The following is an 18,405-nucleotide window of genomic DNA, read 5'->3' as shown; positions in this document are numbered from 1 at the left end:
GGTGGAATGCCGCACGACCGGCCGGCCCGCCACCACCACAGCTCTGCGTCGGGCCGCGCGGCCGGGTCATTTGGGCCATGAGCCACGCTCACGCAGGGTCGCAACACCGTCGCCGTCGAGTTCGTCGCAGTACTCGGTGCGGCCCGTCATCGCCATGATGAGCGCCACGGTGGCACCGGAGACGACAGGCCCAAGACCGGCGTCGAACGGGCCGTCGGTCGCGGCCATGCGCAGACCCTTGACCCGCCCTTTGGCCAGCACCACCAGATCGGTGCCGTGGTAATACTCGGCCACCCGGGTCAGAGTCTCTATCGGGTAATGCCGGCCGATACCCAGGGGCCGGCGGATGTCCTCTCCGTGCACGATTACTTCTCCCAGCATCGCCACAACCGGCAACGGCGGCTTGGTGGTACTCGCGATGGCACGGCGGAACCGGTCGAGGGTCTCGGTCGACGTGGCTCCCATCTGCTCCGCCAACCGCATCGCAACGTTTCGGTCGAAGTCGAACCGGCACCGGATCACCCCGGCCATCCATCGCAAGGAGTTCAGACGCGCAGCCGCGGTGAGATGGGCGAGGACCTCCCGCACGCTCAGTCCCGTGCACAGCGACGGCGTCGACCATCGCTCCGTCGATAGGTCCGCCAGGTCTGCCGCCAACGCGGCCCGTTCGGCGTGGACCAGCGCCCAGACATCTGCTGCCCGCCGGCGGCCCCCTCTGAGTTCTCGAAGGTGCATCGGATTCCATCCTCTCTGTTGGCACTTTCTGCGAACGCTGCCCAAGAGGCCGCGCAGAATGGGAGTCGCCGGTTTCGCGGGCCCCATTCCGCGCGGCCTCTAATGACTGGACGTTCGCGGCCGAATGAAATCGTCGCTTCGCAGGAAGCGGGGCCACGCCGCCGACAGCGGATCCGCTGACGGCGGATATGGCGGCCACCGGTTGGCCCGAGAACGCAGAGTGGAGGAATGACCGACGCTCCGAAGACTCCGCACTTCAACGAACGAGCCAGGCGCGAGCTCTACGAGCAACGTGTCCTCGTGCTCGACGGCGTGCTCGACGATGACAACGGCACGTTGTTGACTACCCAGCTCATCACGCTGGCTAGCGAGAACTCGTCAGCCGACATCGCGCTGTGGATCCATTCTCCCGGCGGATCGGTCCCATCGATGTTGGCGGTCCGCGACGTCATCCGGCTCATCCCCTGCGACGTGTCCACACTCGCGCTTGGTATCGCGTGCAGCGCGGGCCAATTCCTGCTCTCGGCGGGAACCCCGGGGAAGCGTCGTGCCTTGCCCCATGCCCGGGTGCTGATGCACCAAGGGTCTGCGGGTATCGCGGGCACCGCGGTCGACATCGAGTTGCAGGCCAACGACCTCCGGCACACCCGCGACACAGTGCTAGGCCTGATAGCGGCCGACACCGGGCAGCCCATCGAGCGGGTATTCGAGGACTCTCTACACGACCGCTGGTATACCGCACACGACGCACTCGAGTACGGCTTCATCGACGAGGTAGTACACACCTTCGATGACATAGCGCCGACGAATCGGCGTCAGTTCGGACTCGGCATCTCCGCCGAAGGAGCCACTCGATGAGTACCTACACGATTCCGAACATCATCGCGCAGCACCCCCGCGGCGAGCGAATCATGGACGTCTACTCCCACCTGCTCACCGAACGGATCATCTACCTCGGTACAGCCGTCGACGCCGGTGTAGCCAACGCCCTCGTCGCTCAGATGCTCCACCTGGAGGCGGACAACCCCGACCGGGACATCCAGCTCTACGTCAACTGCGAGGGCGGCGACCCGAGCGCGATGCTCGCGGTGTACGACACCATGCGATACATCCGGCCACAGGTGGCGACCATCTGTGTGGGGCAGGCCGTTGCCGTCGGCGCCGTTCTCCTGGCCGCGGGTGCGCCCGGCAAACGTGCCGCGCTTCGGCATGCCCGCGTCGTGCTCCACCAGCCAGCGGCGCAAGGCCGCGGCGCGATCCCAGACCTCATCCTGCAAGCGGACGAGGTGGTCCGCGTCCGCTCGGATATCGAACACATTTTGTCCCGGCACAGCGGGCAGAGCACGGCGACGCTTCGGGCGGACACCGATCACGATCGGGTGTTCACCGCCGCGGCAGCCAAGGAGTATGGGCTCATCGACCAGGTGATCGAGGAACGACCACTAGTGGGCGGCTGACCAGCCAGCGTCGCTGAAGGCTATGCGGCCAGCGCGTAGGCCGTCCGGCAGACCGGCGCCGACGGGCGGGCCGCAGCCTGAACCGGGCGTAAGTCTTCAGCGATGGCAGAGGTCAGATCGACGAGGGTCAGGTCGAGTGCACCCGCCACCGCAGCGATCATCTCACTGGAAGGTTCCTTGATGCCGCGTTCCATCTCCGACAAGTACTGAGGGGAGACACCCGCGCGGTCGGCCGTCTCGACCAGCGTCTCGCCGCGTTCGTGGCGTAGCCGGCGCAGGCAATGGCCGAGCGCCTGCCGCCACAACGGCTCGCGGTCAGGTCTGCCGCGCGGAGGTGTTGCGGGCGACGTGTTCGGCTTCTCAGCCACGGATGGCGGCAATGGAACCAACTCAGGCATATCTCATGGTAGGTCGGGCCGCGCACGTGGTCCGGCCCGTTCTGCCCTCGGCAGAACGGCGCTGCTCGGAGAATAGGCCTGACGATGGTCGGCCACCACCGCTGAGGGGACACTCGGCACGGGGGCGACTTCTGCTTCTTTTGGCGGTTTCCCACGAAAATCGTGCCATGGTGCGTCGCACGCCCCACGAGCACCTTACCCGCTGGTAGGGGGCATGCTGGACTGGACTAGGACACGGCGCTAACGTGCCGTGTCGGTGCGTCGTCAACCTGTGAGGCTCTTTTCGTGTTCAGTCGTGTCGCGATCGTCAACCGGGGAGAGGCCGCGATGCGGCTCATCCACGCCGTCGGTGAACTCAATGCGGAGGGCGGGTCACGGATCGAGACCGTGGCCCTCTATACCGACGCCGACGCTACGGCGACGTTCGTGCGGGAGGCGGATCTCGCCTACCATTTGGGCCCCGCGGCCGCGCGGCCCTACCTCGACCTCGCCGTATTAGAGCGCGCGTTGGTCGAGACCCGCGCCGACGCCGCGTGGGTGGGCTGGGGATTCGTCGCCGAAGATCCGGCGTTCGCCGAGCTGTGCCAGAAACTGGGCGTGACGTTCATCGGACCGGACCCCGACGCCATGCGCAAGCTGGGCGACAAGATCGGCGCGAAGTTGCTCGCCGAGGAGGTCGGTGTCCCGGTCGCGCCGTGGAGCCGCGGTCCGGTGGAGGACCTCGACGCTGCGCTGAGTGCCGCCGAACGGATCGGCTACCCCTTGATGCTCAAAGCCACCGCTGGAGGCGGTGGCCGCGGCATCCGGGTCGTCACCGGCCCGGACGAACTCACCGACGCATACGAGCGCACCAGTCTGGAGGCCGAGCGCGCCTTCGGGAGCGGCGTGGTGTTCCTGGAACGCCTCGTGACCGGCGCCCGGCACGTCGAGGTCCAGGTGATCGCCGACGGCCAGGGCACCGCCTGGGCTCTGGGTGTCCGTGACTGCTCGGTGCAGCGTCGCAATCAGAAGATCATCGAAGAGTCGGCGTCGCCCGTCCTCAGTTCGGAGCAGGCGGATGAGCTGAAGACGGCCGCTGAGCGGCTGGCGCTGGCCGTCGGCTATCGCGGAGCCGGGACGGTCGAATTCCTCTACCACCCGAAAGACCAACTCTTCGCGTTCCTCGAGGTGAACACCCGGCTTCAGGTCGAACACCCCATCACCGAGGCCACCACCAGCATGGACCTGGTAAAAGCCCAGCTGCACGTCGCCGGCGGCGGAACGCTCACCGGCGCCCAGCCGACGGAACTCGGGCACGCGGTCGAAGCGCGGCTCAACGCCGAGGATCCGGACCGCGACTTCGCGCCTGCTCCGGGCCGGATCGCGTTGCTCGACTTCCCCGCGGGGCCAGGCATCCGGGTCGATACCGGAGTCAGCGAGGGTGACGAAATCCCCGCCGACTTCGACTCGATGATCGCCAAGATCATCGCGTACGGACGTACCCGGGCCGAGGCACTGTCCCGGCTGCGCCGGGCGATGCGAGAGACGACCGTCGTCATCGAAGGCGGCACCACGAACAAGAGCTTCGTCCTCGATCTGCTCGACGAGCCGGAAGTGATCGACGGGAGCGCCGACACCGGTTGGATCGACCGCGCCCGGGCGGAGGGCCGGCTGGTGTCTCAGCAGCATTCGGGGGTTGCCCTAGCTGCCGCGGCCATCGAGGCGTACCAGGATGAGAAGCAGGTCGAGTTGCAACGGCTCCTGGCCACGGCACATGGCGGGCGCCCGCAGGTACAGCACGAAAGCGGCCGGCCGATCGACCTCAAACTACGGGGCGCCACCTATCGGCTGACCGTGGCAGAGATCGGCCCTAGTCGTTACCGAGTCGGATTCGTCGGTGGTGCCGGCGTCCGTTCCATCGACGCGACGCTGGAACGGTTCAGCGAGTACACCGGCCAGCTGCACGTCAACGGGCACCGGTTCCGGCTCGTCACCGGCACCCACGGACCGTTCCACCTCGTCGAGGTCGACGGCGTCACCCACCGGATCAGCCGGGACGAGGGTGGCGTCGTGCGCTCACCGGTACCCGCGCTGGTCGTCGCTACCCCGGTGGCGCCCGGGGCCGAGATCGAAGCCGGCGCGCCGATACTGGTGCTGGAGAGCATGAAGATGGAAACGGTGCTGCGGGCACCGTTTCACGGCGTGGTACGCGAATGCCCAGTCTCGGTCGGCAGCCAGGTCGGAACCGGCACGCCGTTACTCCGGCTGGAACCGCTGGCCGACACCGACGCCGGCGAAACACCTGGTACCGCCGCCGTGGACCTGGACCTCCCGACCGAGCCGAACGGGCTCTCCGCCGAACACCGCGCCCAACGAGCGCTCGCAGATCTGCGCAGCATGGTGCTTGGCTTCGACATCGATCCACACGACGACGGCCAGACCCTCGAGGGTTATCTGGCCGCCCGGGCCGAACTCAAGCATCGGCCACTACCGGCCGAGGTCGATCTGCTGGAGGTCTTCGCCGACCTGTCCGAGCTCAGCCGGAACAAGCCGGAGGGCGAGGAGACGAAGGCCGAGACACGGGTCCGCAGCCCTCGTGAACACTTCCACACGTATCTGCAGAGCCTCGACGCCGACCGGGCCGGGTTGTCCGACACCTTCCAAGGACGCCTTACCCGGGTTCTGGGCCATTACGGGGTCGACGGCCTCGACCGCACACCTGCCTTGGAAGAGGCGGTGTTCCGGATCTTCCTCGCTCAGCAACGCGCCGGCGCTGACGCTGTGGTCATCACCGCCCTGCTGCAGCAGTGGCTCACCGAGGCACCCCCGGACGGCGAGATGCAACAGACCGTCGGACAGACGCTGGAACGTCTGGTGGTCGCCACCCAGCTACGTTTCCCGGTGATCGGCGATCTCGCCCGCATCCTGGTGTTCCGCTGGTTCGCCCAGCCGCTGCTCCGCCGGACCCGCGCGGAGGTCTACACGGGGGTCCGCCGCCATCTGAGTTACCTCGACCGGCATCCTGATGCCCCCGACCGCGGCCAGCGGATCGCCGACATGGTGGCCAGCCCGGAGCCGCTGGTCCGGCTGCTCGGCCAGCGGATCGGGCGCCCCGACGCGGACGTCGGTCCGCTGCTCGAGGTCATGAGCCGCCGGTACTACCGCGAACACGGCCTGTCCCGCGTGCGCTGCGAGCCGATCAATGGACGACCGTTCGTCACCGCGAGCTACGAGCTCGATGATCAACCGCGGCGGCTGCTCGCCACGGTGGCCGACGGCACCGAACTGGGCGCCGCCCTGATGACGGTGGCCAACGCCGCGTCGGCCGAGCCCGATTCGGCCGTTCTTGTCGCCGACCTCTACCTGACCTGGGCCGGTCAACCCACCGACGCCGACGTCATGGCGGCGGAGCTGCACCAGGCGCTGTCCGCCGCTTCTCTGCCCGCGAGCGTACGCCGGGTGACCGTGACGGTGGCTGGAAGTAGTGGCGCTGTGCTGCACCATCACTTCACGTTCCGGCTGTCGGCAGCGGAGCCCCCCAGTGAAGATCGCCTGATCCGCGGTCTGCACCCGATGATCGGGCAACGGCTGCAACTGCACCGACTACGGCACTTCGACCTGACCCGGTTGCCGTCCGCTGATGAAGACGTCTATCTGTTGCGGTGTGTAGCGCCGACGAACCCGGCTGACGAACGCCTCGTCGCGATGGCACAGGTGCGCGATCTAACTCCGTTGCGCGATACCGAAGGCAACATCCACGCGTTGCCGGCGGTGGAAGGTGCGCTCGACGCTTGTCTCGACGCGATCCGCAAGGTTCAGTCTCAACGTCCCGCCAACAAACGGCTGGACACCAACCGGATCTTCCTCTACGTATGGCCGCCGAGTGATCTCTTGCCCGATGACCTCCGCGCCATCGCCGAACGTGTCGTCCCCACCACGGCCGGGGCCGGCCTGGAGGAGGTGGTCTTCCTCGGCCGCCAGCGCGACCCGTCCACCGGCCGGCTGCACCCCATCGCGGTCCGGATCTCCTACGACGTGGGGGCGGGTGTCCGGCTGGATGTCACCGAGCCACCGTCCGAACCGATCCAACCACTCGACGACTACGGCCAGAAGGTACTGCGGGCGCGGCGCCGCGGCACGGTCTACCCGTACGAGCTGACCGACATGATCGCGGGACCGGGCGGGTCGTTCACCGAACACGATCTCGACGACGCCGGCGCGCTGGTCCCCGTCGACCGGCCCAAGGGCCTTAACAAGGCGGGGATCGTCGCGGGCGTCGCAACCACACCAACCGACCGGTATCCCGAGGGGATGACCCGGGTGGTGCTGCTCGGCGACCCGACGAAGGCGCTGGGTGCGTTGTCCGAGCCGGAGTGCGCCCGAGTCGTCGCGGCACTCGATCTCGCCGAGCGGCTGCGGGTGCCGGTGGAGTGGTATGCGCTGTCAGCAGGGGCTCGTATCGCCATGGACTCCGGCACCGAGAACATGGACTGGATCGCGGCAGCACTGCGGCGCATCGTCCATTTCACCCAGGCCGGCGGCGAGATCAACATCATCGTCGCCGGTATCAACGTCGGCGCGCAGCCGTATTGGAACGCCGAAGCCACGATGCTCATGCACACCAAGGGCATCCTGGTGATGACCCCGGACTCGGCGATGGTGCTGACGGGCAAACAGTCGCTGGACTTCTCCGGCGGGGTGTCCGCCGAGGACAACTTCGGCATCGGCGGCTACGACCGAGTGATGGGCCCCAACGGGCAGGCACAGTACTGGGCGCCGGATCTCCGCGCAGCACACGGCGTGCTGCTGGCGCACTACGACCACAGCTACGTCGTGCCTGGTGAGGCGGGCCCACGCCGGACCACCACGATTGATCCGATAGACCGGGATGTCTCGGACTACCCGCACCCGGCGGCTGGTAGCGACTTCACCACGGTGGGCCAGATCTTCTCTCCGGAATCCAACCCGGACCGGAAGAAGCCTTTCGACATCCGTACCGTGATGCGGGCGCTGGCGGACCAGGATCATCCGGTGGTGGAGCGGTGGGCCGGTATGGCCGATGCCGAAACCGCCGTCGTGCAGGACGCACATCTCGGTGGACGGCCGGTGTGTCTACTCGGCATCGAGTCGCAGTCGGTGCCCAGGCACGGTTTCCCGCCCACCGATGGCCCGGATGCGTACACCGCCGGGACGTTGTTCCCGCGGTCGTCGAAGAAGGCCGCCCGGGCGATCAACGCGGCGAGTGGGAACCGGCCGCTGGTGGTGCTGGCCAACCTCTCGGGGTTCGACGGCTCACCGGAGTCGATGCGCAAGCTGCAACTGGAGTACGGCGCCGAGATCGGCCGGGCCATCGTCAACTTCCGCGGCCCCATCGTGTTCTGCGTGATCTCGCGATACCACGGCGGCGCGTTCGTGGTGTTCTCCAAGGCGCTCAACCCGAACATGACCGTCTTGGCGGTCGAGGGATCGTACGCGTCGGTGCTGGGCGGTGCTCCCGCTGCGGCCGTGGTGTTCGCTGCCGAGGTGAACGCGCGGACCGCACGCGACCCGCGCGTCGTCGAGCTGGAAGACCGGATCGCCGAGTCCGATGGTTCCGCACGTGCCGCCCTCGTCACCGAACTGGCGGAGACCCGGGCGTCGGTGCGCGCGGAGAAGCTGGGTGAGGTGGCCACCGAGTTCGACGGTGTGCACTCCATCCAACGGGCTCAGCAGGTGGGGTCGGTCGACGCGATCATCCCACCAACTGAACTGCGCCCGCGGATCATCGCGGCCGTGGAGCGCGGCCTCTCCCGGTCCTCAGGGCGATAATGCATCTCCAATGCAGATGGGACATGCATGACCAAGCGTTGTCGCCTGAGCTATCCGCCGTGCGCCCCACAGCGGTCACGATCGACCGGACGTGGCGACACACGGCACGATGGACGTCAAGAACTCGCCTAGCCGGCCGGCCGCGCTCTGACCGGCATCGATGACCTCTTGATGGTCGAGAGCGCCTGTCCCCATGCCGGCAGCGGCATTAGTGACCAGCGAGATCCCCACCACACTCATGCCAGCCGCCCGAGCGGCAATGGCCTCCAGCGCGGTTGACATCCCCACCAGATCTGCACCCATCCGGCGCAGCATGGTGATCTCGGCCGGGGTCTCGTAGTGCGGCCCCGGCAACTGTGCGTACACGCCCTCCGGTACACCACCCAGCTCGTTGCGGCACAGCTCACGAAGCTCCGCCGAATAGAGATCGGTCAGATCGACGAAGTCCGCGCCGACCAGTGGCGAGGTCCCTGTCAGATTGATGTGGTCACGAATCAGGACAGGGGTCCCAGGGGGCCAGTCCGGGTTGAGGCTGCCACATCCGTTGGTCAACACGATCGCGCGGCAGCCCGCGGCCGCAGCTACTCGGACGCTATGCACAACCGCCCCGACGCCGTGGTTCTCATAGAGGTGGGTGCGGCCGAGGAAGGCCAGGACATCGGTGTCCCCGAAGCTGATCGAGCGAATCCGGCCCGCATGCCCTGCTACGGCGGGCGCGACGAACCCCGGCAGTTCGGTAGGCCGGAACTCACAACGCATGTGGCCAAGCGCCTCGGCCGCACGGGACCAGCCCGATCCCATCACGATGGCGACGTCGTGCGCGGCGACTCCACTGTCGTTGCCAATCATGCTCGCGGCGTCTCGGGCCATCCGATCGGTCATTGTCATACGGCTCCATCCTGGGGGTGCTTCTGGGCGGACGGCAGCTCGCTGGCCGCCCGCCGTTTCAGCAAACGAACGAGAAAGAAGATGTTGACGACCACCAGCGCGGCGTTGAGCAGCGCCATAGGCCACACGGCGCGGGTCACCGTGTAAGCCAGCAGGAGCGCCGCAGCGCCCAGATTGGACACCCGAAAGCGCAATGGGCGCACCTGCATGATGGATATCAGGAGCAGGATCGACCCGGCCCACCCGACGGCTTCAGTCAGCATGAGGCGAGCCGCGCGGCGTGCTCGATGAGCAGCTCGACAGCTCCGACGCCGGTACGGTGAAGGGTCGACAACGAGGGTGGCCGGGCCGGGTCCACGTCCTCACCCCACATCATGACGACACCACCCGCGTTGGCACCCAGCGCCCGGGCGACGGTGAGTACGGCCGCCATCTCCATCTCCGAGCACAGGACACCAGCCGTGGCCCACATCTCCAGCCGCGACCGGAGCTCGGCTGCCATGGGCATACGGTCGGGCTCCACCTCGCCGTAATAGGAGTCCTTGGTGTGGACGACGCCGACGTGGTGTGTTGCCCCCAGGGCCGCGGCAGCGGATCGCAACGCATCGGTGACGTCAGGTGCGGCAACCGCCGGATACTCGACAGGCAGATACTGCCTGGTGGTGCCCTCGTCACGGATAGCACCGACGGCGAGCGCCAGGTCTCCGGTCCGGACGAACGGCTGGAGCGTCAGCGAGACGCCCAACCGTACGAATGTGTCCACTCCTACGGCTCGGAGTTCCTCCACGGCCAGGGCGGTCGACGGGCCGCCAACACCGGTCGAGGTGACCAACACTGGTTCTCCAGCTAAGTACCCCCGCCACGACTCGAACTCGCGGTTTTGAGCTACCAATTCGGCGTTCTTGAGGTGGGCGGCGATCATCTGGCTGTGCGCCGGATCGCTAGGCAGCAACGCATAGCGCGCCGCGTGTTCCTGAGCAAGGTGGATGTGATGCTGTCTGCCCGTTGCGGCCACTCGATCTCCTCTTGTCAGTCACAAATGACGTTCGTCTGTCACTATTGACAGATACCGTAGACGACTCGTACCTTCATGGCAACGGTCACGTCCCCGAGGTGGAATCAATGCGTGAAAGCGAATCTCTGATCAACGTCGTGCTTGGCGAGATGGCCAAACACCATGGTCCGGTCGGCGCGCGTACGATCTGGCGTGACCTGAGCAACAAAGGGTTCGCGCTCAGTGAGTCGACCGTCAGCCGGGCCCTCAGCGACCTGGACTCCCGGGAGCTCAGCCGGGTCGTCGGGAAGAAGGGCCGCGAGCTCACCACATCCGGGCGCCGACTGGCAGACTCGCTACGAGCAGACGCTCAGCGCAATGCCCAACTCCACAAGGCGCTCGACATCAACGGCCCGAGCGAGTTGCTCGATCTTCTCGCGGCACGCCGCGGACTGGAGCGGGAGACAGTGCGTGCCGCCGCGGAACGGGCTACCCCAGCGGAGCTGGCCCACCTGCGCACCTTAGGCGCCTCAGAGCCAGATTTGCGCACACCGGAGCTGTGGCATGAACGCATCGAATTCCACTCCTACATCGGCAGCATCACTCACAACCAACAGCTGCTGGCCTTGACCGAAGTCGCGTTCGACTCCCGTCACGAGCGCCTCGAACACCTACTTTTCCTCGTCGGGACCCACGCCGGCACGCTCGGAGCCTCCGATGTGGAGCACCACGCGATCGCCGACGCCATCAACGCCCGCGACGCATCCACCGCGGAGCGGCTCATGATCCGGCACATCGATCGGATGATGGCCGAAATCGCCGACTTCGCCGCGAACACCAGCACCGCCGTCATCAAAAAGCTCTTCCAGGACAACATCACCGCTCCCTCCGGCCGGTAGACACTGGCCCGCGCTGGGCCAAGGGGCACATCGAGAGATTGGAAGGACATGAGTGCTGAGACATTGACACGTCCCGTGTCACGCAGGCTGTTCCTTCGCCAGACGTCCGCCGCGGGCGTCCTGGCTGCTAGTGCCGCCACCGGCATCCCTCTTCTCTCGGCATGCGGATCGGGGGCAGAAGAAGGCGGCGATGAACGGCTGGACATCAAGCTGGCATGGATCCCGAACGTCGAGTACGCCGGGTTCTTCGTGGCGGCCGACCATGGCCTCTATACCGAATCCGGCGTAGAGCCCAACTTTCTCCCCGGCGGTCCTAACTCGTCCGTCATTCCGCTGATCTCGTCGAATCAAGCACTAATCGGTATCGAGGCGATCCCCGAGAACGTCGCCAACGCGATCGGCTCGGGCAGCAACCTCAAGATCGTCGGAGCGATGTTCCAGCGGAGTCCGGAATGCTGGGTCTCACTGGCATCCGACCCCATCCTGGAACCCACGGACATCGAGGGCAAGCGGCTCGGGATCACGTTGGCCGGCAAGAACACCGCCCTCGTCTTCATGCGTGAGAACGGCGTCGACCCCGCCAAGGTCGAGCTGGTCCCTATCCAGTTCGACCCCGCACCCCTCGTCGCCGGGGAGATCGACGCGCTGTGGGGCCTGGCCTCCAACCAGCCTGTCTCGCTCCAGCTGCGCGGCCACGAGACCGCCGTCATGCCCCTGGCCGACTTCGGGTTCAACCGAATGCAAAACGTGCTCTTCGTGACGGAGGAGACCCTCGCGGACGAGGCCAAGAGCGGCACCGTCAGGTCCTTCCTCAAGGCGTCCCAGGAGGGCTGGCAAGCCGCGCTCCGGGATCCCGCCGGCGCCGCCCGGATCACCGTCGAGGAATACGGGGCGGATCTCGGCTTGGACGTGGACGAACAGACCATGTCCCTCGAAGCGGTGCGGCCGTTCATCGAGCGCGACGCTGGTGACGACCACCCGCAATTCTGGATGAGCGACGAGCTGATTCAGGAGACCATCACCAGTCTCGATTTCATCGGGGTGCGGGCTGACGAGTCTATGTTCAGCAACGAGGTACTCGGATGAGCACGGCCGCCGCCCCGCTCACGGGTATCGACGGCGTCCGCCTGGAGTCGATCAGCAAGGCCTTCGTCACCGAGGGGCGACGCACGGTCGACGCCGTCTCCGACTTCTCACACGTCTCCAAGCGCGGCGAGTTCATGAGCATCGTCGGCCCATCCGGGTGTGGCAAGTCGACGGTCCTGCGCATTCTCGCCGATCTGGAGATCCCAACGAGCGGTAGCGCCGTGGTGCATGGCGCGTCCCCACGAGAACTGCGCCGCCGGCACGGCACCGGCGTGGCTTTCCAGGACTCGGCCTTGCTGCCGTGGCGCACAGTGGAAGGCAACGTCAGGCTGCCGCTGGAAGTCGCCGGCCACACTGACCGGAGCAAAGTCAGCCAGCTGATCGACCTCGTGGGCCTGGCCGGATTCGAACGTTCCCGCCCGGGGCAGCTCTCCGGCGGGATGAAGCAGCGGGCCGCCCTGGCACGCGCGCTGGTCGTCGAGCCGGAGTTACTTCTCCTCGACGAGCCCTTCGGCGCGCTGGACGATCTCACCCGGCACCGGCTCAACTTCGAGCTGCAGCGGATCTGGTCCGAGCGCGGGACCACGACCATCCTCGTCACTCACAGCATCCCGGAGGCCGTGCTGCTGTCCGACACGATCGTCGCCATGACCCCGCGGCCCGGACGCGTGCAGGACGTCATCACCGTCGACCTGCCCCGCCCCCGCACCCCAGCGGTGTTAAAGGACCCTCACTTCCATGCCCTGTGCGATCGGCTGAGTGAGGTGCTCTTCACCGGCAGTACGGAAGGCTGAGCCTTGAGACGGCGAAGTGGACTCATGAACAGGATCGTCCTACCCCTGGCATCGTTCGCGTTCCTGCTCAGCGCCTGGTGGTTCCTCTCGACCCTCGACCAATTCTCCGCCGTGCTGCCCTCACCGGTCACCGTGGCGACCACGATGCGTGATGACCTCGACCTCTACCCCAGCAATGCGGCCATAACCGTGTCCACCGCCGCACAAGGCTTTGTGTGGGGCAACGCCATCGCGATCGGACTCGTCGTCATGACGATGCCGTTCCGACGGCTGCAGGCACTCGTCGAACGCGTTGCCGTCGGGGCGGTGGCACTGCCCCTGATCGCGGTGGCGCCGGTCCTGGCGATCGCCTTCCAAGGCAACACACCTGGGGTGATTCTGGCCGCTCAGGCCGTCATCTTTCCCACCACCGTCGCCGCGATCCTGGGTCTTCGGTCGGTCGATCGAGCGTCTGTAGAGATCGCCCTTGCCGCCGGCGGTTCGCAGTGGACGGCGATCCGCAAGGTCCGTATCCCGGCGGCGATTCCACAACTCGTCGCCGGCCTTCAGATCGCCGCGCCCAGCGCCATCCTGGGTGCGATCATCGGCGAGTACATGGGCGGCACCCAGGGATTAGGCGTGGCGATGATCCAAGCTCAGGGAACCTTCGACGTTCCTCGTGTCTGGGGGCTGGCCATCGTCACGACCGTCATCGCCGCCGCCGCCTACGCCGGGATCCCGCTGCTGGCTCGGCTGCTGCTGCCGTGGTCGCGAGTGCCGCTCACCGTGCTGGGAGCACGTGCCGATCACACTGCGAACCGTGGCTGGCACCTGGTGCCGGTCCGGCTCGGCGCCGCCCTCGTCACTACCGCGGTTGGAGTGCTCGTCATGTGGTGGGTAGCGGTACAACTCATACCCGGTGGCGAGTACGTCGCCCGCGGGCCCGGCGACGTACTGCCGTACCTCACCTCCGAATCCACCCAGCTCATCACAGCCGCCGACGCCACCGAGGGCAGCGCCCTCGACCACCTGCTGTCGAACCTGGGCCGGACCATCTTCGACGCCAGTATCGGATTCGGAATCGGGCTGGTCGCGGCAGTGTTGGCCGCCGTTCTCGCGTTTCAGTGGGTCTTCATCGAACGGATCCTCATGCCGGTATCGATCGCGTTGCGCTCCGTGCCGATCGTCGCCGCCATGCCCCTGCTGGCGATCGTCTTCGGCCGTGGACTGCTGGCCATCACCGTTCTCGTCACCATCATGACGTTCTTCCCCACGCTGGTGAACCTGCTGCTCGCGATGCGGTCAGTACCCCAGAGCGCCACCGACGTATTCGCCGCCGCGGGTGCCGGACGGCTGATGAGACTGCGCAAGCTGTACCTGCCGTACAGCCTTCCAGCGCTGCTCGCCTCAGTGAAGATCGCCTTGCCGTTGTCGATCGGTGCCGCCATGGTGGCCGAATGGCTTGCCACCGGGCAGGGCCTGGGCGCTGCCATGACTGTTGCCGCCACAGTTTCGGACTACAACTTCGTCTGGGCTGGCGTCGTCGTCGTTCTCTTCACCTCGTTGATCGCCTACCACATAGCGGCCCAACTCGAACAGCAAGCCCTCAAACGATTGTCCTGACCCCGGGCCGGGCGCCTGTTTCGCCACCCAGCCAGATTGGACCACCATGACGAACGTCACCTTGCTCAACTGCCGGCCGAACGGCAGCGAAAGTCGCCACGACCTCCACATCGCCGACGGTCGCATCCACGCCGTGGTCGACAGCGACAACAACGCCCACCCCGGCGTCGACAACGGCCAGACGATCGACGTCGGCGGCCAGATCGTGCTACCCAGCTTCATCGACGGGCACTGCCACGCCGACAAGAGCCTGTGGGGAGAGCCGTGGTCTCGTCGTGACTCGGTCGAGGTATCGATGAATCAGATGTTCGAGGACACGCTCCGGCAATGGGAGGAGATCACCACGCCCGTGGCCATCAGAGCAGGTGCCTTCATGCGCCAATGTGTGGCGAACGGCTCGACCTTCATCCGCACCTTTGCCGACGTCGACCCCGCGATCGGACTGGACGGCCTGCACGGCACTATGGCAGCCAGGGAAGAACTCGCGGATGCCGCCGACATCCAGATCGTCGCCTTTCCTCAGCTTGGGTTACTACGCCGCCCCGGCAACGAAGATCTGCTCGAACAGGCTCTTCAGGCCGGAGCCGACGGCATCGGTGGGCTGGACCCGGCCGGCGTCGACGGTGACGCTGGCCGAGTACTGGACATCGTCTTCGGTCTCGCCGGCAAATACCAGGCCACGGTCGACTTCCACATGCACGAAGACGGCGAACTCGGGCTGTGGCTGATGAAACAGATCGCTCAGCGCACCATCGCATTCGGCATGCAGGGCCGGGTCACCCTGTGCGACGTCTTCAGCCTCGCCTACCTCGACGCCGACGCCACCCGGCGGGCCGGTGAAGTGCTCGCAGAGGCCGGGGTCGCGGTGGCTGTCGGCGTACACGGCCTCCTGCCCGTCCCGGACGTCCTGACGCTGCATGCCACTGGTGTCCGGATGTGTCTCGGCTCGGACTCTTCTCGCAGCCAGTGGTCGCCATGGGGCGACGGCGACATGCTTTCCCGCGCGACGTTTCTCGCCTACAAGTCCTATTTCCGGCGGGACGCAGACCTCGAGTTCACCCTCGATATGATCCACACGCTGGGACGGGAGACCTTCGGCCGCCCGGAGAACCGGCTACGTGTCGGCGACCCCGCCGACCTCGTCGTACTTCCCGGCGACGCCCTCGGCGAGATCGTTGTCTGTCCGCCTCGGGACCGTCTCGTCCTCAAGGCAGGGAACGTTGTTGCGCGGGAGGGTCGCGTCGTGGTCTGAGCCGCTACGGACCGTCGGCTGTTCCGGCACGATGAAGAGCGGGCCTACCCGGGCATATCCGTGACGACCTCGGTGGTCGAACGGCCCGGCTTCCACTGCCGCCGACTTGCCGTCACGGTTCCAGCCCCTGCCGTGAAAGCATCTGGCCAATGATCTGGACCCCCTCGGGAAAGGCGCCCGGGTTCGGGCCGGAGTAGTTCAGCCGCAGGTACGGGCCAGTAGGTTCGGCCGGGAACCACTCGTCGCCGGCCGCGATCACCACTCCGGCGGCTTCACAATCCCGGACCAGCGATGGCAGATCGGTCGTGTCCGGCAGCCGCACCCACAGATTCAGCCCACCTCGGGGTACGGCTTCTATGTGTGCGCTGGGAACGTGTTCCCGAACGGCGTCGGCCAGAAGGTCCCGACGGGCGGCGAGCTGTTGCCGGAGCTGCCGCAGGTGGGTCCGCCAGGCCGGTTGTGAGACCACCTCGAAGGCGGTGACCTGCAGCATCCCGCTCACGTACAACGATTGGGTCTGTGCGTCGGTGAGGATACGTTCGTGGGCCGGCCCACGGGCGACGATCCCCGCGACCCGGACCGCGGGAGACACACTCTTGGTCAACGACCGCACGTACACGACATGTCCGCCGTCGTCGCGGGCGGCCACCGGTACCGGCTCGGTGGTGATGCCGAAGTCATGCGCCCAGTCGTCCTCGATCAAGAACGATCCGTGTGTTCGTACGAGGTCGAGCACCCGGTCGACCACGTCGGGTGGCCACTGAGCACCGGTGGGATTGGCGAAGTTCGGTTGTGCGTAGAACGCTCGTGCTCCGGTCTGCTCGAAGGCGCGGGCCAGTTCGTCCGGATCGGGGCCGTGAGTATCGCTGGGGACCGGGACCACCTGGACACCCGCCTGGGCCGCCGCGAGAATCGCACCCCAGTAGCTCGGAGACTCCATCAACAATGGCTGGCCAGCACCAACAAGCGCGCGGAACGCGGTGCTCAGGCCACTCTGGCTGCCCGGAAGGACGATCGCATCGCTGGCGGCGGGCGGTGCGACACCAACCGGCGCGTACGCACCGAGCTCAGCCGCGAACCATGCCCGCAACTCGGGCAGACCCGCCGCCGGCGGCACGTTGACCGGCGCGTCGCTGCGGGCGGCGCGGCTGAATGCGGAGCGGACTAGCCGCTGGGGAAGCAAGTCCCGGTCCGGGTAACCCGAGTGCAGCGCGATGGCATCGGGTGGGGTGGTGCGCAACGCGCCGGACAGATGGGGAACGCGGCGGTGCGGAGAACCCAGCGCAGCCGTCTGCCATGCGTAGTTGTTCGGGCGGGCCACCCGGATCGCCCGGGTGAATGTTCCCACCCCGGGGCGGCTCTCCACGATGCCCTGCGAGACCAGGGTCCGCAGCGCCTTCTGCACGGTGACCGGGCTGGCCCGGTAGTGCGCGACCATGGCCCGGGTGGACGGCAGCCTCGCGCCGGGAGGTGCCGCGGCGATCCACTCACGTAGACCGGCGACGATCCTTGAACTGCTATCCTCGTTCATGAGAATAGAGAGTAGCGCTACTCGTACTGAGCCGCCGGTGCTATCCGCGTCTCGGGCGGGTCTATCGTGGGGTCTGCTCGGCGTGGCGGCGTTCTCCTTTACCGTGCCGTTCACCCGCTTCGCCGTCGACGACGGCGGGATGTCGGCACTGTTCGTCGCCTCCGGTCGAGCGGTCATCGCGGCGGTACTCGCGGGTGCGGCGCTGGCCATCACCCGGCAGCACCGCCCCAACCGGACGCAGTGGATCAGGCTGGCCGCTGTCACCGGTGGTGTGGTGATCGGCTTTCCCATGCTGACGTCGTTCGCGCTGACCACCGCCCCGGCCAGCCACGGCGCCGTCGTCATCGCCGTCCTGCCGGCGGCGACCGCCGTCATGGCCGTACTTCGCGGACACGAGCGGCCCCCGATCTCGTTCTGGATCATGGCGGGTGGCGGCGCGGCCTGTGCTGTCGTCTTCGCCGCGGCTCAGAACGGCGGACTCAGCGGCCTGCACTGGTCCGACCTGTTGCTGTTCGGCGCTGTCGTCGCGGCCGCGATCGGCTACGCCGAAGGTGGGCTGCTCGCCCGTGAGCTGGGTGCCTGGCAGACCGTGTCCTGGGCGCTCGTGCTCGGCGCGCCGTTGATGATCACCCTCACGGCCATCTCCATGACCCACCAACCCCCTACTGGAACCGTCACCGAATGGGCGGCGTTCGCGTATCTCGGCATGGTGAGTATGTTCCTCGGCTTCTTCGCCTGGTACCGCGGCCTCGCGATCGGTCCGATGGCGCAGGTCAGCCAGGTCCAGCTGACTCAACCGGTGATGAGTATCTGCTGGGCGGCGCTGTTCCTGCACGAACAGCTCACCTGGGCCACGGTTCTCGGCGGATTCGCGGTGATCGCCTGCGCCGGCATCGCCGTCCGGACGAGACTCGGGTCGCTACCCACCGCGGCGCGGGTAGACCAGCGCCGTTGAACACAACACCACCCACGCCGGCCCGCC

15 protein-coding genes are annotated in these 18,405 nt (G+C 67.0%); 9 read left to right on the top strand and 6 right to left on the bottom strand.

Annotated features, from left to right (window positions below):
* Positions 1-66 precede the first annotated feature (66 nt).
* Positions 67-735 carry a maleylpyruvate isomerase family mycothiol-dependent enzyme gene (locus G8760_RS05145; protein WP_166347455.1) on the bottom strand — a complete coding sequence of 223 codons (669 nt, stop codon included), beginning with the start codon at positions 733-735 and terminating at the stop codon, positions 67-69.
* A gap of 228 nt (positions 736-963) precedes the next feature.
* Here G8760_RS05145 and G8760_RS05140 point away from each other — a divergent pair, with 228 nt between their 5' ends.
* Both G8760_RS05140 and G8760_RS05135 read left to right on the top strand, forming a co-directional pair.
* Positions 964-1,593, top strand: coding sequence for a ClpP family protease (locus G8760_RS05140; RefSeq protein ID WP_166347453.1), 630 nt, complete (start codon positions 964-966; stop codon positions 1,591-1,593).
* Positions 1,590-2,192, top strand: coding sequence for a ClpP family protease (locus G8760_RS05135; RefSeq protein WP_166347451.1), 603 nt, complete (start codon positions 1,590-1,592; stop codon positions 2,190-2,192). The genes G8760_RS05140 and G8760_RS05135 overlap by 4 nt, the downstream gene beginning before the upstream one ends.
* A 20-nt stretch (positions 2,193-2,212) precedes the next feature.
* Here G8760_RS05135 and G8760_RS05130 read toward each other — a convergent pair whose 3' ends face one another.
* On the bottom strand, positions 2,213-2,590 hold the full coding sequence (locus tag G8760_RS05130; protein WP_166347449.1) for a helix-turn-helix domain-containing protein: 378 nt from the start codon (positions 2,588-2,590) through the stop codon (positions 2,213-2,215).
* A 327-nt stretch (positions 2,591-2,917) separates the two neighbouring features.
* Between G8760_RS05130 and G8760_RS05125 the strand changes: the two genes are divergently transcribed.
* A complete protein-coding gene (locus G8760_RS05125) occupies positions 2,918-8,377 on the top strand; it encodes an ATP-binding protein (protein ID WP_425502275.1) in 5,460 nt (1,819 codons plus the stop codon).
* A 75-nt stretch (positions 8,378-8,452) separates the two neighbouring features.
* Here G8760_RS05125 and G8760_RS05120 read toward each other — a convergent pair whose 3' ends face one another.
* Genes G8760_RS05120 through G8760_RS05110 form a run of 3 tightly spaced genes read right to left on the bottom strand, consistent with a single transcriptional unit; the run spans position 8,453 to position 10,280 of the window.
* Positions 8,453-9,265 carry a purine-nucleoside phosphorylase gene (locus G8760_RS05120; RefSeq protein WP_207782028.1) on the bottom strand — a complete coding sequence of 271 codons (813 nt, stop codon included), beginning with the start codon at positions 9,263-9,265 and terminating at the stop codon, positions 8,453-8,455.
* Positions 9,262-9,528, bottom strand: coding sequence for a hypothetical protein (locus G8760_RS05115; RefSeq protein ID WP_166347445.1), 267 nt, complete (start codon positions 9,526-9,528; stop codon positions 9,262-9,264). Before G8760_RS05115 ends, G8760_RS05120 begins: the two co-directional genes overlap by 4 nt.
* Complete coding sequence (locus G8760_RS05110; protein ID WP_166347443.1) at positions 9,522-10,280, bottom strand: nucleoside phosphorylase; 759 nt, start codon at positions 10,278-10,280, stop codon at positions 9,522-9,524. Before G8760_RS05110 ends, G8760_RS05115 begins: the two co-directional genes overlap by 7 nt.
* Before the next feature lie 107 nt (positions 10,281-10,387).
* Between G8760_RS05110 and G8760_RS05105 the strand changes: the two genes are divergently transcribed.
* From G8760_RS05105 to G8760_RS05085, 5 genes are read left to right on the top strand one after another with little or no spacing between them, the layout of a single operon-like run.
* Complete coding sequence (locus tag G8760_RS05105) at positions 10,388-11,158, top strand: FadR/GntR family transcriptional regulator (protein WP_166347440.1); 771 nt, start codon at positions 10,388-10,390, stop codon at positions 11,156-11,158.
* A 48-nt stretch (positions 11,159-11,206) separates the two neighbouring features.
* Positions 11,207-12,244: an ABC transporter substrate-binding protein gene (locus tag G8760_RS05100; RefSeq protein WP_166347437.1), complete on the top strand. Its 1,038-nt coding sequence runs from the start codon at positions 11,207-11,209 to the stop codon at positions 12,242-12,244.
* Entirely contained in the window at positions 12,241-13,038 is a 798-nt protein-coding gene (locus G8760_RS05095; protein ID WP_166347434.1) for an ABC transporter ATP-binding protein, read from the top strand. Before G8760_RS05100 ends, G8760_RS05095 begins: the two co-directional genes overlap by 4 nt.
* Positions 13,039-13,062: 24 nt before the next feature.
* Entirely contained in the window at positions 13,063-14,640 is a 1,578-nt protein-coding gene (locus G8760_RS05090; protein ID WP_166347431.1) for an ABC transporter permease, read from the top strand.
* A 46-nt stretch (positions 14,641-14,686) separates the two neighbouring features.
* Positions 14,687-15,892: an amidohydrolase gene (locus G8760_RS05085; protein ID WP_166347428.1), complete on the top strand. Its 1,206-nt coding sequence runs from the start codon at positions 14,687-14,689 to the stop codon at positions 15,890-15,892.
* 112 nt (positions 15,893-16,004) lie between these two features.
* Here G8760_RS05085 and G8760_RS05080 read toward each other — a convergent pair whose 3' ends face one another.
* Complete coding sequence (locus G8760_RS05080) at positions 16,005-17,423, bottom strand: aminotransferase-like domain-containing protein (protein WP_166347425.1); 1,419 nt, start codon at positions 17,421-17,423, stop codon at positions 16,005-16,007.
* Here G8760_RS05080 and G8760_RS05075 point away from each other — a divergent pair.
* Positions 17,422-18,378 carry a DMT family transporter gene (locus G8760_RS05075; protein WP_166347422.1) on the top strand — a complete coding sequence of 319 codons (957 nt, stop codon included), beginning with the start codon at positions 17,422-17,424 and terminating at the stop codon, positions 18,376-18,378. The two genes, G8760_RS05080 and G8760_RS05075, sit on opposite strands and share 2 nt — an antisense overlap.
* Positions 18,379-18,405: the final 27 nt, after the last annotated feature.

The organism is Phytoactinopolyspora limicola (genome assembly GCF_011320225.1).
Classification (GTDB): Bacteria; Actinomycetota; Actinomycetes; order Jiangellales; family Jiangellaceae; genus Phytoactinopolyspora; species Phytoactinopolyspora limicola.
The sequence above is the reverse complement of the archived record's forward strand: the minus strand, read 5'-3'. Positions and strand labels throughout refer to the sequence as shown.

Bases quoted from the DNA above. Each gene is read 5' to 3' on its own strand.
- G8760_RS05100 (WP_166347437.1), top strand. From the start codon at position 11,207: ATGAGTGCTGAGACATTGACACGTCCCGTGTCACGCAGGCTGTTCCTT.
- G8760_RS05085 (WP_166347428.1), top strand. From the start codon at position 14,687: ATGACGAACGTCACCTTGCTCAACTGCCGGCCGAACGGCAGCGAAAGT.
- G8760_RS05135 (WP_166347451.1), top strand. From the start codon at position 1,590: ATGAGTACCTACACGATTCCGAACATCATCGCGCAGCACCCCCGCGGC.
- G8760_RS05090 (WP_166347431.1), top strand. From the start codon at position 13,063: ATGAACAGGATCGTCCTACCCCTGGCATCGTTCGCGTTCCTGCTCAGC.
- G8760_RS05140 (WP_166347453.1), top strand. From the start codon at position 964: ATGACCGACGCTCCGAAGACTCCGCACTTCAACGAACGAGCCAGGCGC.
- G8760_RS05130 (WP_166347449.1), bottom strand. From the start codon at position 2,590: ATGCCTGAGTTGGTTCCATTGCCGCCATCCGTGGCTGAGAAGCCGAAC.
- G8760_RS05075 (WP_166347422.1), top strand. From the start codon at position 17,422: ATGAGAATAGAGAGTAGCGCTACTCGTACTGAGCCGCCGGTGCTATCC.
- G8760_RS05115 (WP_166347445.1), bottom strand. From the start codon at position 9,528: ATGCTGACTGAAGCCGTCGGGTGGGCCGGGTCGATCCTGCTCCTGATA.
- G8760_RS05125 (WP_425502275.1), top strand. From the start codon at position 2,918: ATGCGGCTCATCCACGCCGTCGGTGAACTCAATGCGGAGGGCGGGTCA.
- G8760_RS05105 (WP_166347440.1), top strand. From the start codon at position 10,388: ATGCGTGAAAGCGAATCTCTGATCAACGTCGTGCTTGGCGAGATGGCC.
- G8760_RS05095 (WP_166347434.1), top strand. From the start codon at position 12,241: ATGAGCACGGCCGCCGCCCCGCTCACGGGTATCGACGGCGTCCGCCTG.
- G8760_RS05120 (WP_207782028.1), bottom strand. From the start codon at position 9,265: ATGACAATGACCGATCGGATGGCCCGAGACGCCGCGAGCATGATTGGC.
- G8760_RS05145 (WP_166347455.1), bottom strand. From the start codon at position 735: ATGCACCTTCGAGAACTCAGAGGGGGCCGCCGGCGGGCAGCAGATGTC.
- G8760_RS05080 (WP_166347425.1), bottom strand. From the start codon at position 17,423: ATGAACGAGGATAGCAGTTCAAGGATCGTCGCCGGTCTACGTGAGTGG.